Below are 14,991 nucleotides of genomic sequence, written 5' to 3' on the forward strand. Positions count from 1 at the left end.
GCTTAAAATATTACCTTAGCAAGGTTATATGCAGTTCAGAATGTATAGGTTTGGGTACTTGGTTGTTTTCCTGTTTTTGACAACAGGCTTTCAGATAAGCATTTTTGCCCAATCTGAAACTTGCAAGTGGATAACAGCTGATGTTTTTCAGGAGCCTTTTTTACTTGATTCTCTCAGTGTTTTGGAAGAAAGCATCAGGGTGGTGGACAGTGATGAAAAAACTTATCCCTTTTCTTACCATCTCAGCACAGGATATCTCAGCATTCAATTTAACGATTCTGCAATACCTGATTCCGTATTGGTTTGCTTCAGGACTTTTCCATATAGTTTTCATCAGACAGTAGCAAATAGGACTTTATTGGCGGACTATGATTCCATGGCATTGTTTAGGGACAATAGGGTCAAAGCATTGCCTTCCTTTGATTTTAGAGAAGAACTTTTTCCTAGCACCAACCTTAACAAATCCGGAAACCTCACTAGGGGAATATCCTTCGGAAATACCCAAAATCTTTTTGTCAACTCTTCGCTCAACCTTCAGATGAACGGGCAGTTGGCAGAAAATCTGAATATCAGAGCAAGTATATCGGACCAAAACGTACCCTTTCAGCCTGAAGGAAATACCCAGCAGTTGCAGGATTTTGATAACGTATTGGTGGAATTATACAATGATGATTTTAATCTTGCAGCAGGGGATGTAGTTTTACAGCAAAGGCAATCCGAGTTTTTGCGCTATTACAAAAATGTTCAGGGAGCTCAAATGACTACCCAATACAAATTGGGGGAAAAGTGGAAAGCTTCCACTCAAGCAGCCGCCTCTGTGGCAAAAGGCAAATTTGCTTCAATTGTCCTGGAGGTCAGTGAGGGAACTTTGGGGCCTTATAGAATACCCGGCCCTCAAAATGAACGTTTTGTGATCGTCATGGCAAACTCAGAAAGGGTATTCTATGACGGAAGGCAGCTTCAAAGGGGATTCAATTATGATTATGTGATTGACTATAATCAGGGGGAGATTACTTTTACACCCAATGTCCTGATTACCCAATATACGAGGATCAGGATTGATTATGAATATGCTGAAAGGAACTTCTCCCGGTCTATTCTTACAGCCAATCACATTCAGGAGGCAGAAAAGGTCTCTGTTTATATGAATTTTTATAGGGAACAGGATAACAGAAACAGGCCTCTATTCTTTGAGTTTTCTGATGCTGACAAACAGTTGCTGGCATCAGTAGGAGATGACCTTGATGCAGCATCAGTGCCAAGAGTAGACAGCATCCCTTTTGATCCAAATCGGATTCTATACAGGAGGGTTCAGGATTTGGATGATAATGGCAATCCCAACACCTATTTTGAATATAGTACAGATCCTGAAGTAGCCCATTTTGCGGTTTCTTTCAGCGAAGTGGGGCTGGGAAATGGCGATTATGTCAGGGACAGACAGATTGCAAATGGACCTGTGTATGTCTTTAGGCCTCCGGTAAGTGGTGAACCGCAGGGCAATTATTCGATTCTCTCTCCTTTACCATCGCCTAACAAAAAACAAATGTTTACAGCAGGTACAAGGGTCAAGCTCAGTTCATATGAACAGGTATATACCGAGATGGCTTTTTCAAATGTGGATCATAACCTATTTTCCTCAATTAACAATGAAGACAATAATGGCTTTGCCATCAAATCGGGGATAATGTCTGAAAACAGGTCTTTTGACAAGTTAAAAGACTACAAATTCAGAGCACTGGCGGAGCTGGAATATAATTCCAATCACTTTAGTTTTATCGACCGGCTCAGGTACATCGAATTTGACAGGGATTGGAGTTTGACACCTCAAGATGTCTTGGAAGCGGGACATGAAAGGATATTGACTTCCCAAGTGGAACTTACCAAGGATATCAAAAATACTTTTAGCTATCGGTTCAATCTTAGAAACAGAGGGGATATTCTGGCAGGGACGCAGCATTTGGCTAAATGGAACCAAGAATTGGGTAAGCGGGTTTTGGTCCGAAATGATTTTTTTTTACTCGACAGTGATGTGAGGGATCTGAACTCCTCGTGGCTAAGATACACAGGTGATATAAGATACCAGTCTAAGGTATTGGTTCCCGGTTATAGATTGATCCTGGACAGAAATGCAGTGAGCAATGTAGAACGGGATTCGGTGGTCAGTACTGCCATGAATTTTTTGGAGCATTTCTTTTTTATTGAGAGCAATGATACGCTGCCCTATTCTTTCTTTGTCAATGCATCTGTCAGGGAGGATAAGTTTCCAGTCCTTGGTCAAATGACTCCGGATACTGAGGCATTCCAAACGATGGTAGGATTGAAAAGGAGGTTTGGCGGACATGACCTGACGGGTACTTTTACCTACAGAAAACTGGAGTTTTTGAGAACAGTCCAGGATGCGGAGACCACGGTGCTCAGTAAGATTGATTATCTGGGTAATATGTGGAAAGGGAATATCAGGAATGAACTCAGCTATGCGCTTGGCAATGGCAGGGAATTCAGGAGGGAGTTTGTCTTTTTACCGGTACCTACAGGAGATGGTACTCATGCTTGGAGGGATGACAACGAGGACGGGATTCAGCAGCTCAATGAATTTTATATTGCCATCAATCCTGACGAAAAAAGCTTTATCAAAGTGTTTGTACCTACCACCGATTTTGTGCAGGCTTTCAATACTATTTTCAATTACAGGCTCAATGCCAAATTTCCAGATGATTGGAGTAAAGAAAAAGGGATAAGGCAGTTTTTGCAGAAATTTTCCAATACCACTAGTTTGAGCATTGAAAAGAAAATCACCTCTGATGATTTCTGGGACCGTATCAACCCATTTGTAGGAGGATTTGCTGTTGAAGATCTTTTATCGGTTAGACAGGTGATCCGCACTTCCTTTTTCTTTAACCGATCCTCTGCAAAATACGGTTTTGACCTTTCTCTTTTTGACAGTCAAAACAAACAATTGCTCGCAGGCGGTTTTGATGACCTGACGCAAAAGGACTGGAGACTCAATACCCGTTACAATTTTAACCCACAGGTAAACTTGAGGCTAATTCTTCAGACGGGAAACAGAATAGCAAATTCCGATTTCCTGGATAATAGAAATTTCAATATTGAGCAATATGGTTTCGGACCGGAATTGGCATGGCAGCCGAGCAGTCTTTTTCGGACAACAATGACCTATCAATATACCGACAAACTGAACTTGGCCAATCAGGAATTTGAAGAAAGGGCTGCACTTCATCAGATGGGACTTGACCTGCGCTACGCCCAAGCCATCAAAACCACCATCAACGCTAATTTCAAATATGTCTTTATTGACTACAACGGACAGCCCAACACCCCAACAGGATATGAAATGTTACAGGCCTTGACTCCCGGCAATAACTTTACTTGGTCCCTCAACTGGCTGCAGAAAATCGGTGAGGGCCTCCAGATGAATATGGTCTATGAAGGGAGGAATTCAGAAGGATTGGGAAGGGTGGTGCATATTGGAAGGATGCAGGTGACGGCGCTTTTTTAAGAGGGTGATTTTCCATTCATTTTACAATATCACCTGAAGCATTAAAGACGCTTCCATCTAGTTAAAATACCTTATTTTTCAATACAATACCAACTTCCTAAACTCAACTTCAGCCCCTTCAGCTTGTATAGCTATTTTTCCTTTGGTAGCTGTAGCACCAAAACCATGGTTGACCAAATCCCCGTTTACCCAAACTTTGATGGTGTTATCCTTACATTCGATGAGCATGTGGTTCCATTCACCTTTGGGGTTTTCTGAATTATCAGTAAGGTTTATTATCCGTCGTCCTTTGCCTTCTATTACTCCCCAATTGTCTTTTGGCCCACGTCTTTCTTCCATGTCAGGCACTTGGATGTCTTCACCTATACACCAAAAGTCCCCTGCGTTTTCATGCATCATCTGAACTTCAATGGATTTGGGAAACATATTATAAAGTATACGAGGAGCGGAAGCATGCACCAAAACTCCACAGTTGCCAGGTTTACCAGGAAACCTGTATTCCACTTCCAACCTGTAATTCTCGAATTCCTTTTCCGTAATCAGATGGCCCTGAGGCGTACCCAAACTCACCAACATTCCCTCCCTTACAATAAAAGGTATTCTCAGACTGCTGTCTTTTTCAAGATCGGGAACATCCATATACCAGCCTTCCAGATCTTTGCCGTTAAACAGGGATGTGGATTGGGCAAATAGCAGTGGGTTTAACAGAAATAAAAAGCAAAACAGTAGAATTGATCTGGTCATCATAGTTTCAGGATTTGGTTCTATGAAATTACCATAATTATAAGATGGGTTGAAATTTTTAGTCATTCTTTTTCTCTCTCATCGAAATCTCCGCCTGACTTGGGCAGGAATGTGTTAATGGTGAGATGTTCTTGAATTCCAGATACCCGGGGCAAGCTTTGGTTCTGGTCCTTCGCTCTCGATTCTGCTCTTGTTTCTTGGCTCATGTTTCTATAAATGACCTTCAAGGTTAAAAAAAAACCTCAAAGGTCTGGCTTCTTGCTTCTCGCCTCTCATCCAGCTTTTTCTAAAAGTATGACCAAAGTCATATTTGTACCTTCTTAATATCACTTCGCAAATTCGTCACTAAGTATAGTTTTGTAAAAATGATTGAAGTTATGCAAGTTAAAACAGAAAGGTTGGAAAACTTTGCAGTGCCTGAGGCAATTATCTCCTCACATTATTGTGAGAAATTGCCACCGGGTTTTTCCGGCCATCTTTCCAAAGGTGGAAAAGGAATAATTTGCAGTCCTGAACAAGGGCCTACCTTATTTTCTGCACATTTGCCAAAAGTGCTGGATTGGCTTCATGGTCTTGATATGCCTAGGGCCTTGGAAAATGTGCCCTGCAAAATCCCGGTCTTGCTTTTTGACAAAGAAATGTCTACCGACAGCATACTGTTCCACTATGATGGCACACCGGGTTCAGCAAAACTAATTAAGAATTTTATTGAACTTTTTTCAGAGAATATTAAGGGCAGCAAAGCTACCATTATTTCGCCCTCCTTTATTCCCAGATCAAAACTCAAAGAAGAACAGGAATTGGTCCAATTGGTAAGTAATGCAACCTCAGAAACATCTTTCATCAAATTCAACTTCAACCGAATAGGAGATTTTTGGTCTTATGCCGGCAAGCATCAATGCACCCTTTTGGTTACCTCCAAAAATTACCAATCAGATTTGGCAAAAGTCTTATTTCATTTCTATAAAGGCGGTATGTGGTACGATCGCTTATCTTTTTATCTGTCATTTTAAATATTATCAAAAGATGATTTTTATCATGCTTTTAACAATTTTAGAAATGTAACTTGTACCAATGAATAATCCTAACCAAATAGTTGACCAACCTTCCAAATCCACCTGTTATCATTGCGGAGAGGACTGTAAAGAAGAAATCCTTCCTTTTGATGGAAAGGAATTCTGCTGTACGGGTTGCAAATTGGTATATGAGGTTCTAAGTGAAAATGACCTCTGCTCTTACTATGAAATTGCGGATAACCCTGGCTTAAGCCAAAAGTCCGTTTCCTCTAGAAACAACAGGTTTGACTATTTGGATGATCCTGATATTATCAGCAAACTTGTTGATTTTCAAAATTCCGGTGAAACTCATGTTTCATTTTCCATACCTCTGATTCACTGTGCCTCATGCATTTGGTTGCTTGAAAATCTCCATAAAATCAATTCAGGAATTGTTTCAGGAAGGGTTGATTTTATTAAGAAAATAGTACAGATCAAATTCCATCAGGAAGAAATCAGCCTAAGGGAGGTAGTGAGTCTACTCTCCCGAATAGGTTATGAGCCCAGTATCAATCTGTCTGATATTGATAAAAAGGCAGCCCCAACAAGCGACAAAAAACTCATTTACAAATTGGCAGTTGCGGGTTTTTGCTTTGGCAACATGATGTTGTTTAGCTTGCCGGAATATTTTGCAGAAGCTGAATTATTGGGGAGGGGATTCAAAAAGACCTTTAATTACCTCAATGTGCTATTGTCACTTCCAGTGTTTTTTTATGCGGCCACTGATTATTACAGATCAGCTTGGATCGCAGTCAAAAACAAAGGTGTCAATATGGATGTGCCCATAGCTGTCGGTATCATCACTTTATTTACCTATAGTCTTTATGATATTTTTGGTTTGGGTCATGAAGGTTACATGGATACATTGGGTGGGTTATTGTTTTTTCTCCTGATCGGCAAATTTTACCAACAAAAAACCTTTGATACCCTATCATTTGACCGTGACTACAAATCTTATTTTCCTGTTGCTGTTACTAAAATTGTCCGGGAGGAAGAAGAAGTTATTCCTTTGATCAAACTCCATGTTGGGGATATCATCAAAGTCAGGAATGAAGAGTTGGTTCCGGCAGATAGTATTCTTTTGGAAGGAGAAGCTTTTATTGATTACAGCTTTGTGACAGGAGAGGAAGTGCCTGTAATCAGGAAGAGGGGAGAACTGATTTATGCTGGTGGAAGGCAGAAAGGCAAATCACTACTATTGACTGTACAAAAATCACCTTCTCAAGGATACCTTACAGGTTTGTGGAACAATGACTCCTTCGAAAAAGAAAAAACAAATTCCTTGGAATCCCTCGCCAATAGAATTTCTGGAAAATTCACGGTTACTGTTTTGTTGGTAGCACTTTCAGCATTGGTGTATTGGAGTTGGGAAGGTCAGGTTGCTTTGGGGGTATTGTCTTTTATTTCTGTTCTGATCATTACTTGTCCTTGCGCTTTGGCGATGTCCACTCCTTTTACTTTGGGAAATACCCTGAGAGTTTTTGGCCAAGGAAAATTTTTCCTTAAAAATTCTCAGGTCATAGAGCGACTTTCAAAAGTGGATACAGTGATTTTTGATAAAACGGGTACATTGACTGCTCCATCACAAGCCTCAGTGAAATATTTCGGAGAACCACTTTTGGCTGAATCAAAATCTCTGATCAAATCGATGGTCAACCAATCTACCCATGCCCTGAGCAATAGGATCAATACTTATTTTGATGGAATCAAAGGCTTGAGTCTACTTGAAGTAGAAGAAATACAAGGAAAAGGTATCCGTACCATTTACAAAAGCCAAGAAATAAAGCTGGGCTCAGCGGAATTTGTTGGTGCCGAAAATAAAAATTTACCTGAGGGTGGAAACTTAGTATTTTTTTCCATTGAAGATTCGATACTCGGCTATTTCTATATTCAGAGTGGACTTAGAAAAGGAATTAAAGAAGTAGTGTCAGAAATTCAGCAGAAAAGAACAGTTCATTTTCTTTCAGGGGATCAAGACCATGAAAGGATCAATCTCAAAAAAATATTTGGTGATCAGATCTTGATGAATTTCAATCAAGGTCCTACTGATAAGCTGTCATATATACAGCAATTGAACGAAAATGAAGCAAATACCCTGATGATCGGCGATGGGCTGAATGATGCCGGGGCACTTAGGGAGGCAAATGTCGGAATTGCACTCACTGATAAAATTACAAATTTCTCACCTGCGTCTGATGCCATCATGGATGCTTCAATGATCCAAAAATTGCCCGTATTTCTCAAATTCGCCCAAACCAGCAAGAATATCATCAAAGCCAGTTTTGGACTGAGTTTCACCTACAATTTTGTAGGGGTGTATTTTGCGGTTCAAGGGCTTGTCAGTCCGGTTTTCTGTGCGATTCTTATGCCTATCAGCAGTCTTTCAGTAGTACTATTCACCACTTTGACCACAAACTATATGGCCTATAAAAGAGGCCTAAAAGATAATATATTATAACCATGGAAGTAATCTTTATCCTAATCGCCATCAGTTTAGTTTTAGCAGGATCATTTTTGTTCCTGTTTTTCAAGGCCATGAAGTCGGGCCAATTTGATGACAACCACACTCCTGCCATCAGGATCCTTTTTGAAAATGAAACCAAAACAAAAGATAAAAAACAAGTACCATCAACAACTAAATCGAAGTAAGTATGTCAGTAACAACACTGGAACAGTTCAATTACGATAATAAGATCGTAAAGTACTTCGGGGTCGCCACTATCGCCTGGGGCCTCGTGGGAATGCTGGTAGGATTGATTGCGGCCATCCAGCTCTTTCTCCCCGAAGCGAACCTTGGAAATCCCTATACCACTTATGGTAGGATAAGACCCCTGCATACCAATGCAGTGATTTTTGCCTTTATCGGTAATGCGATTTTTGCAGGAGTTTATTATTCAATGCCCCGTTTACTGAAAACACCCATGTGGAACAAAGCGCTGAGCTGGTTTCATTTTTGGGGTTGGCAGACTGTCATTTTATTGGCGGCCATCACTTTGCCTTTGGGATTGACTTCTTCCAAAGAATACGCAGAGTTGGAATGGCCGATAGATATATTGATTGCGGTGGTTTGGGTGGCCTTCGGTGCGAATATGATCGGTGCACTTATCAAAAGACGGGAGAAGCATATGTACGTGGCCATCTGGTTTTATATGGCTTCCTTCGTGACGATTGCTGTGCTGCATATCTTCAATTCATTGGCATTACCTGTTTCCTTGTTCAAAAGTTATTCTGCTTATGCAGGTGTACAGGATGCATTGGTACAATGGTGGTATGGACACAATGCCGTGGCGTTTTTCCTTACTACACCATTTTTGGGATTGATGTATTATTATTTGCCAAAAGCCGCAAATAGACCAGTTTATTCCTATAAGCTTTCAATTGTACACTTTTGGTCTTTGATATTCCTTTATATCTGGGCTGGACCTCACCATTTGCTTTACACAGCTTTGCCTGAGTGGGCGCAAGTACTGGGCGTTGTTTTCTCAGTTATGTTGATAGCCCCTTCATGGGGAGGTATGGTCAATGGACTCTTGACACTTCGTGGTGCCTGGGATAAGGTAAGGGTTGATCCTGTACTGAAATTCATGGTGGTGGCTGTGACGGCTTATGGTATGGCAACATTTGAAGGTCCAATGCTTTCATTGAAAAATGTAAATGCCATTGCCCACTATACAGATTGGATCGTTGCACACGTGCATATTGGAGCCCTGGGCTGGAATGGATTCTTCACTTTTGCCATGTTGTACTGGCTATGGCCTAAAATGTGGAAGACTAACCTTTATTCCACCAAATTGGCAACGACCCATTTCTGGATGGGTACTTTGGGAATTGTATTCTATGCACTCCCTTTATATGTAGCAGCTTTGACCCAATCATTGATGTGGAAAGAATTCACAGAGGCAGGTAGATTGGCTTATCCCAACTTCCTTGAAACGGTAGTTCAGATTGTTCCAATGTATATTTTAAGGGCTTTTGGAGGGTTTATTTACTTATCGGGAGCCATTCTCATGGTTTACAATATGGTAAAGACTGCAAAGCAAGGAACCTTTATAGCCTATGAAGCTGATGAAGCTCCGGCATTGAAACCTCATGTTGAGCATGAAGGAGAATTTTGGCATAGGGCATGGGAAAGAAAACCTTTGTTCTTTACTGTTCTTGCCACTATAGCCATCTTGATTGGCGGGGTTATAGAAATTATTCCTACTATATTGGTTAAATCCAATGTGCCTACTATCAGCAGTGTACAGCCTTATACACCTCTCGAACTTCAGGGTAGGGATTTGTACATATCCAATGGCTGTGTCGGCTGCCACTCTCAGATGATCAGACCATTTAGGTCGGAAACTGAGCGATATGGAGAATATTCCAAAGCCGGAGAATTTGTCTATGACAGGCCTGTCCTTTGGGGATCCAAAAGAACCGGCCCTGATTTGCATAGAGTAGGAGGAAAGTATCCTGATAGTTGGCATTATCACCACATGGTGGACCCAAGGACAATGTCTCCAGGTTCATTGATGCCTCCTTATCCTTGGATGTCCACTAATATCATGGATCATCAAGATTTGCCTGCTAAAATCAGAACCCTGCAAAAGTTGGGTGTTCCATATCCTGAAGGATATGATCAGCAGGCCAATGCAGATTTGTCTTTTCAGGCAGACCAAATAGTAGCCAATCTAAAGGCTTCAGGTGTAGAAGTATTGCCAGATTCTGAAATAGTTGCGTTGATTGCCTATTTGCAGAGATTGGGTACTGATATCAAGAAAACAACTGTTTCTAATCCTTAATCAACCGATGCTATGAAAAAAGACATATTAAGTTCCATTGAGAACATAGAAATATATCCCATCATATCCTTACTGATCTTTGTGATCTTCTTTGTCGGGATGTTTATATGGGTAATCAGAGTTGACAAAAAGTATATCGATCACATGAAGGAAATGCCTTTAGATGATGAAACACCAAAGAACAGCCCCTATGAAAAAGTTTAAATCCATATTGATCCTGTTGGCAGGGATTTTTAGCTCTCTTCCTGCCATGGCCCAGTCCAGTGAATTGTCCTGGTTTTCAAAAATGCAACAAATGGAAAGCAGTCAGTTGACCTTATTGGTTATCATGGCTGTCGTACTGGGAGTGATTGTGCTGCTTTTGATTTTGATGATATACCTCATGTCCTTCATGGTGGCAGTTTTCAAAAAAGAGAATCCTGAAACAGCCAATGAACCATCTTGGTGGGATGAGTTTAAATTGAAATTTATCACCGGAAAATTAAAACCGGTTGGGGGCAAAGAGGAAAAAGAACTCCTGTTGGATCATTCCTATGATGGCATAGTGGAACTGGATAACCATTTGCCGCCATGGTTGGTAAATGTGTTTTATGTGACCATAGCATTTGCGGTTTTCTACTTTAGCTATTATACCGTGCTGGGAATCGGCAAAACGCAGATAGAGGAATATTCGGAAGAGCAGAGAATCGCTGCCATACAGATTGAAGAGTGGAATGCCCTGGCCCTGACAAGTATAGATGAAAACACAGTGACCTTCGATGCAACCACTCAGGCCTTGGAATCTGGTCAAAAAATATTTGATACCAACTGCGTGGCTTGCCATGCCTCTGACGGTGGGGGTGGAATAGGTCCAAACCTGACCGATGCATATTGGATACATGGCGGATCCATTAACGATATTTTCAGCGTAGTGAAATATGGCGTGGTGGAAAAAGGAATGATCCCTTGGCAGGATCAATTAAGTCCAGAAGAAATTCAAAATGTTTCCAGTTATATATTGACCATGGTGGGAACTACTCCTGTAAACCCCAAGGCACCTGAAGGAGAAAAGTATGAACCTGCTATAGAACAGCCGATCGATGCCCTGACAGAAGATGATTTGGAGCTTGAACCTGTAGAAAGGGAAGATCAATAAAAATAAATCAACCCCCTGAATCGGTCATTTTAAATGAAAACTTCAGGGGATTTATTATAGGAAATATGAGTAAAAATAATCCTCAGTTGGATCCTGATAAATTCCGGGACTCCCTAGGCAGTGTAAAGGAAGATGGAAAGCGAAACTGGATTTATCCCAAAAAGGTATCCGGAAAGTTTTACCGTTGGAGGACTTATCTTTCTTGGGTTTTGTTGGCCATTCTCTTTGCAGGGCCCTTTATCCAAGTTGGAGGTAGGCCTTATATGCTGTTCAATATCTTCGAGAGGAAATTCATCATTTTCGGTGCGGCATTCTGGCCACAGGATACCCATTTACTCATTTTTCTGCTTTTGATTTTATTTGTGTTCGTTATCCTCTTTACAGCGGTCTTCGGACGGATCTTTTGTGGCTGGTTTTGTCCACAGACCCTCTTTATGGAAATGGTATTCCGTAAGATAGAAAATTGGATCGAAGGAGATGCTAATCAACAACGTAAGCTGAATGCCCTAGAGTGGAACGGGGAGAAGATCTGGAAAAAGGGTTTTAAAATGACACTGTTTGTTTTGATTTCCCTTGCCATTGCCCATTTAGTCATGGCTTATTTAGTCGGTGTGGATCAGGTCAAAGAAATCGTAAGTCAGCCACCATCAGAACATATGGCAGGATTTATAGGATTGATGGCTTTTGCCGGAGTCTTTCTCTTTGTCTTTTCTTGGTTTAGGGAGCAGGCCTGCATTGTGGTTTGTCCATACGGAAGACTTCAGGGGGTTTTGTTAGATGCCAATTCCATTAACGTCACTTATGACCACGTCAGGGGTGAACCAAGGGCTCCAATAAGAAAAAATATAATTGAAGAAAGTCCCAAGGGCGATTGCATTGATTGTAACCTCTGTGTTCAGGTCTGTCCTACTGGTATAGATATCAGAAATGGCGTTCAGATGGAATGTGTCAACTGCACCGCCTGTATTGATGCCTGCGATGAAGTCATGGAGAAAGTGGACAGGCCCTTAGGCCTTATCCGCTATGCATCTGATAATAGTGTGGAAAAAAGAACCCAAAAGCTGATTACAACAAGAGTAAAAGTGTATTCATTGATGTTGATAATCTTAATGGGAGCATTTGTGGCTTTGATTGCGACTAGAGATGATTTGGGTGCTACTGTTACAAGATTTAGGGGAATGACCTATCAGGCCCGGGATACAGGTGAAGTCAGCAACTTATATGAAGTGACCTTTATCAACAAAACCTTTGATCCACAGACGGTGGAATTGAAAACGGAGGACCCGGATTTTAGGGTTGAGGTCGTTGGGGATCAAAATTGGACCTTGGAGGGGCAGTCAAAGTTCGAAGGGAGGTTCTTTATTGTAAAAAGCAACGAAGATGTGAAAATACCCCAAGAAAAAATAAAATTGGTATTGCTCCAAAACGGAAAGGAAATCGATAAGATCAAAACAAGTTTTATGGGGCCGGTTTATAAAGGAGGAATTTAGAAGGATGAGGAATGAAGTTAGAACCAAGAGTCAAGAACCAAGATGCGAGGAATTAACCTTTGAGGTTTTTTATACCCTCGAAGGTTTAGCATCAGTAGATGCGAGAGATTTGAAACGAGAAGACTTGATCCAATAAAATGATTAAGATTATTAAGAGACGTAACCTTGTCACTTCGAGTTTACAACATTTTGTAAATTTTCAAAATGGGTAATGACATCAGGTTGCCTCATTCCGAGGTGCGAGGAATCTCAAAAGGTCCTATTTATGTTCAAATTTATCATTTACTGAACCTCATGAGATGCTTCTCCCGATAGCCATCGGGATCAGCATGACGGCTGCTCCGATAACGTCATTGGTACGAAAGGAGAAGTCTATTAACCTCAAGGCAGTATAGATTTCTCTCTTCGGAAGAAATGACAAGGAAAATCCTTTTGACACAGTTGATAAAATAACGGCATCAAGAGTAGCAGTAAGGTTTGCCTTGTCACCTCGACTGCAGGAGAGGTCTGATCCTTAAGCTGAACAGATTTCTCTCTACGTTCGAAATAACAAAGTGGGACAACCTGACAAACAATTAAACCTATCCGCATCAGCGGAACAACTAAAACAAATACAACCATTAAAACAAAAAATACATGGACTGGGGAAAAGGAATAACCATCACATTAGTCATATTCGGAATCTTGATGATCGGGATGGTGACTTTTTGTATCAAACAAGACGATATTCATCTGGTAACACAGAATTACTATGAGGAGGAAATCAAATATCAGGATCAGATTGATAAAATGATCAATGCCAGTGAAATTGGCTATAATGTGCTGGTCTATGACAGCCAACTCAAAAAAGTGGATTTACTGTTGCCCAAAGGAGCAAAGGGAACATTACACTTATTCAGACCATCAGATGCGAGACTTGATCAAAAGATTGCATTTGATATTTCCGAGACCAATAAGAGTTCGGTGGATGTCAAAGACCTGAAACCAGGCTATTGGAGGATCAAGCTGAGTTGGTCGGAGGATGGAAAGGAATTTTACGAGGAGAAAAGAATCAATATTTAAGTGATCTGGACGGCATTTTTATTGGGGTTTTTGGGTTCATTCCATTGTTTGGGAATGTGTGGCCCTATTGCCTTGGCGGTTTCCGCCAAAGACAATTCTCCATTCTTGCGCAATAAAATCATCTATAACCTAGGCAGAACGCTTACTTATACCATGCTCGGTGCGGTCATCGGTATGATTGGTTTTTCTTTGGCCCTGGCAGGAATCCAACAATGGATTTCCATTTTGATGGGATCTTTGATATTATTGATGGCATTTTTTTACAAAAGCTCCGAAAGGTTAATTACCCGATCCGGCCTTTTTGGTGCAGTTTCCAAGTTGAAATCTTCATTGGGTTATTTTTTAAAAAAAGGGGGTACCCCAGCTTTTTTCGCTTCGGGATTGTTGAATGGATTGCTTCCCTGCGGAATGGTGTACATTGCTTTGGTAGCTTCCTTGGCACTTCAAAGTCCAATATACGGCGCTATGTACATGGTCTTTTTTGGAATTGGAACAATACCCATGCTAATCGCTGTAATGGTCTCCGGCAAAATCCTATCTCTGTCCCTCCGAACCAAACTGACCAATGCCCTTCCTTATCTTGCGATGTTTATAGGGATTTTGTTTATTGTCAGGGGCTTGGGATTAGGGATACACTATGTAAGCCCCAAGCTGCAGGTTTTCGACTATGGGGCTGAAAAGGTGGAGATGACGATGTGTGAGTGAGTGGTTTCCACATATTTTGAAATTCACTTTATAAATGTTCCCGTTTTGCGAATTATTGTTTATATTTGTTCCCATATCGAGAACAATGAAGAGGATCTTTGCAAAAAGTACTTTGAGAGAATTTTGGGAAAAATATCCAGACTCTGAGCAATATTTGAAAACCTGGTATGAAACTGCAATGAATTCAGATTGGAAAACTCCGAATGAAGTAAAGCATAGTTATGCCAATGCAAGTGTTTTAAAAGATAGCAGAGTTGTTTTTAACATTATAGGAAATTCATATAGACTAGTGATAAAATTTAATTTTGAACATCAATTGGCTTTTGTCAGATTTATTGGAACTCATTCAGAATATGATAAAATTGATGCAAATAATATTTAAAATCTTATGATTATGAATTTAAAACCAATTAAAACAGAAGAAGATTACAGAGTCGCCTTGAAAAGATTAGAAGATATTTTTGATGCAAAAAGTGGCACTCCTGAGAGTGATTTGCTT

The 14,991-nt window shown here is 40.7% G+C and carries 12 protein-coding genes; 11 read left to right on the plus strand and 1 reads right to left on the minus strand.

The genetic code is table 11. From position 1 onward, the window contains the following. Window positions 1–28: 28 nt before the first annotated feature. Entirely contained in the window at window positions 29–3,517 is a 3,489-nt protein-coding gene (locus tag ACEW8U_RS13500) for a hypothetical protein (protein ID WP_373522579.1), read from the plus strand. A 78-nt stretch (window positions 3,518–3,595) separates the two neighbouring features. On the opposite strand, the gene ACEW8U_RS13505 is transcribed toward ACEW8U_RS13500, so the two are convergent. Next, window positions 3,596–4,264 carry a DUF1080 domain-containing protein gene (locus tag ACEW8U_RS13505; protein WP_373522580.1) on the minus strand — a complete coding sequence of 223 codons (669 nt, stop codon included), beginning with the start codon at window positions 4,262–4,264 and terminating at the stop codon, window positions 3,596–3,598. 374 nt (window positions 4,265–4,638) lie between these two features. Between ACEW8U_RS13505 and ACEW8U_RS13510 the strand changes: the two genes are divergently transcribed. From ACEW8U_RS13510 to ACEW8U_RS13555, 10 genes are all read left to right on the plus strand, one after another. Then, the gene (locus ACEW8U_RS13510) at window positions 4,639–5,274 is read left to right on the plus strand and encodes a hypothetical protein (RefSeq protein ID WP_373522581.1); all 636 of its coding nucleotides are present in this window, start codon (window positions 4,639–4,641) and stop codon (window positions 5,272–5,274) included. 61 nt (window positions 5,275–5,335) lie between these two features. After that, a complete protein-coding gene (locus ACEW8U_RS13515) occupies window positions 5,336–7,774 on the plus strand; it encodes a heavy metal translocating P-type ATPase (RefSeq protein ID WP_373522582.1) in 2,439 nt (812 codons plus the stop codon). Between the two features lie 2 nt (window positions 7,775–7,776). Continuing rightward, on the plus strand, window positions 7,777–7,965 hold the full coding sequence (gene ccoS / locus ACEW8U_RS13520) for a cbb3-type cytochrome oxidase assembly protein CcoS (RefSeq protein ID WP_373522583.1): 189 nt from the start codon (window positions 7,777–7,779) through the stop codon (window positions 7,963–7,965). Window positions 7,966–7,967: 2 nt separating this feature from the next. Continuing rightward, on the plus strand, window positions 7,968–10,100 hold the full coding sequence (gene ccoN, locus ACEW8U_RS13525; RefSeq protein ID WP_373522584.1) for a cytochrome-c oxidase, cbb3-type subunit I: 2,133 nt from the start codon (window positions 7,968–7,970) through the stop codon (window positions 10,098–10,100). 12 nt (window positions 10,101–10,112) lie between these two features. After that, entirely contained in the window at window positions 10,113–10,304 is a 192-nt protein-coding gene (locus ACEW8U_RS13530) for a cbb3-type cytochrome c oxidase subunit 3 (RefSeq protein WP_373522585.1), read from the plus strand. Next, window positions 10,291–11,235, plus strand: a complete 945-nt coding sequence (locus ACEW8U_RS13535; RefSeq protein WP_373522586.1) for a cbb3-type cytochrome c oxidase N-terminal domain-containing protein — start codon at window positions 10,291–10,293, stop codon at window positions 11,233–11,235. The genes ACEW8U_RS13530 and ACEW8U_RS13535 overlap by 14 nt, the downstream gene beginning before the upstream one ends. Before the next feature lie 65 nt (window positions 11,236–11,300). Beyond that, window positions 11,301–12,725: a cytochrome c oxidase accessory protein CcoG gene (ccoG, locus tag ACEW8U_RS13540; protein ID WP_373522587.1), complete on the plus strand. Its 1,425-nt coding sequence runs from the start codon at window positions 11,301–11,303 to the stop codon at window positions 12,723–12,725. 636 nt (window positions 12,726–13,361) lie between these two features. Beyond that, window positions 13,362–13,787: a FixH family protein gene (locus tag ACEW8U_RS13545; protein ID WP_373522588.1), complete on the plus strand. Its 426-nt coding sequence runs from the start codon at window positions 13,362–13,364 to the stop codon at window positions 13,785–13,787. Next, window positions 13,788–14,492: a sulfite exporter TauE/SafE family protein gene (locus tag ACEW8U_RS13550; protein ID WP_373522589.1), complete on the plus strand. Its 705-nt coding sequence runs from the start codon at window positions 13,788–13,790 to the stop codon at window positions 14,490–14,492. It begins immediately after the preceding gene. 85 nt (window positions 14,493–14,577) lie between these two features. Beyond that, window positions 14,578–14,874 carry a type II toxin-antitoxin system HigB family toxin gene (locus ACEW8U_RS13555; RefSeq protein WP_373522590.1) on the plus strand — a complete coding sequence of 99 codons (297 nt, stop codon included), beginning with the start codon at window positions 14,578–14,580 and terminating at the stop codon, window positions 14,872–14,874. The last annotated feature ends 117 nt before the right edge of the window (window positions 14,875–14,991 follow it).

The organism is Aquiflexum sp. (genome assembly GCF_041751335.1).
In the GTDB taxonomy this organism is placed as follows: Bacteria; Bacteroidota; Bacteroidia; order Cytophagales; family Cyclobacteriaceae; genus Aquiflexum.

Bases quoted from the DNA above. Each gene is read 5' to 3' on its own strand.
- ACEW8U_RS13500 (WP_373522579.1), top strand. From the start codon at position 29: ATGCAGTTCAGAATGTATAGGTTTGGGTACTTGGTTGTTTTCCTGTTT.
- ACEW8U_RS13505 (WP_373522580.1), bottom strand. From the start codon at position 4,264: ATGATGACCAGATCAATTCTACTGTTTTGCTTTTTATTTCTGTTAAAC.
- ACEW8U_RS13510 (WP_373522581.1), top strand. From the start codon at position 4,639: ATGCAAGTTAAAACAGAAAGGTTGGAAAACTTTGCAGTGCCTGAGGCA.
- ACEW8U_RS13515 (WP_373522582.1), top strand. From the start codon at position 5,336: ATGAATAATCCTAACCAAATAGTTGACCAACCTTCCAAATCCACCTGT.
- ccoS (WP_373522583.1), top strand. From the start codon at position 7,777: ATGGAAGTAATCTTTATCCTAATCGCCATCAGTTTAGTTTTAGCAGGA.
- ccoN (WP_373522584.1), top strand. From the start codon at position 7,968: ATGTCAGTAACAACACTGGAACAGTTCAATTACGATAATAAGATCGTA.
- ACEW8U_RS13530 (WP_373522585.1), top strand. From the start codon at position 10,113: ATGAAAAAAGACATATTAAGTTCCATTGAGAACATAGAAATATATCCC.
- ACEW8U_RS13535 (WP_373522586.1), top strand. From the start codon at position 10,291: ATGAAAAAGTTTAAATCCATATTGATCCTGTTGGCAGGGATTTTTAGC.
- ccoG (WP_373522587.1), top strand. From the start codon at position 11,301: ATGAGTAAAAATAATCCTCAGTTGGATCCTGATAAATTCCGGGACTCC.
- ACEW8U_RS13545 (WP_373522588.1), top strand. From the start codon at position 13,362: ATGGACTGGGGAAAAGGAATAACCATCACATTAGTCATATTCGGAATC.
- ACEW8U_RS13555 (WP_373522590.1), top strand. From the start codon at position 14,578: ATGAAGAGGATCTTTGCAAAAAGTACTTTGAGAGAATTTTGGGAAAAA.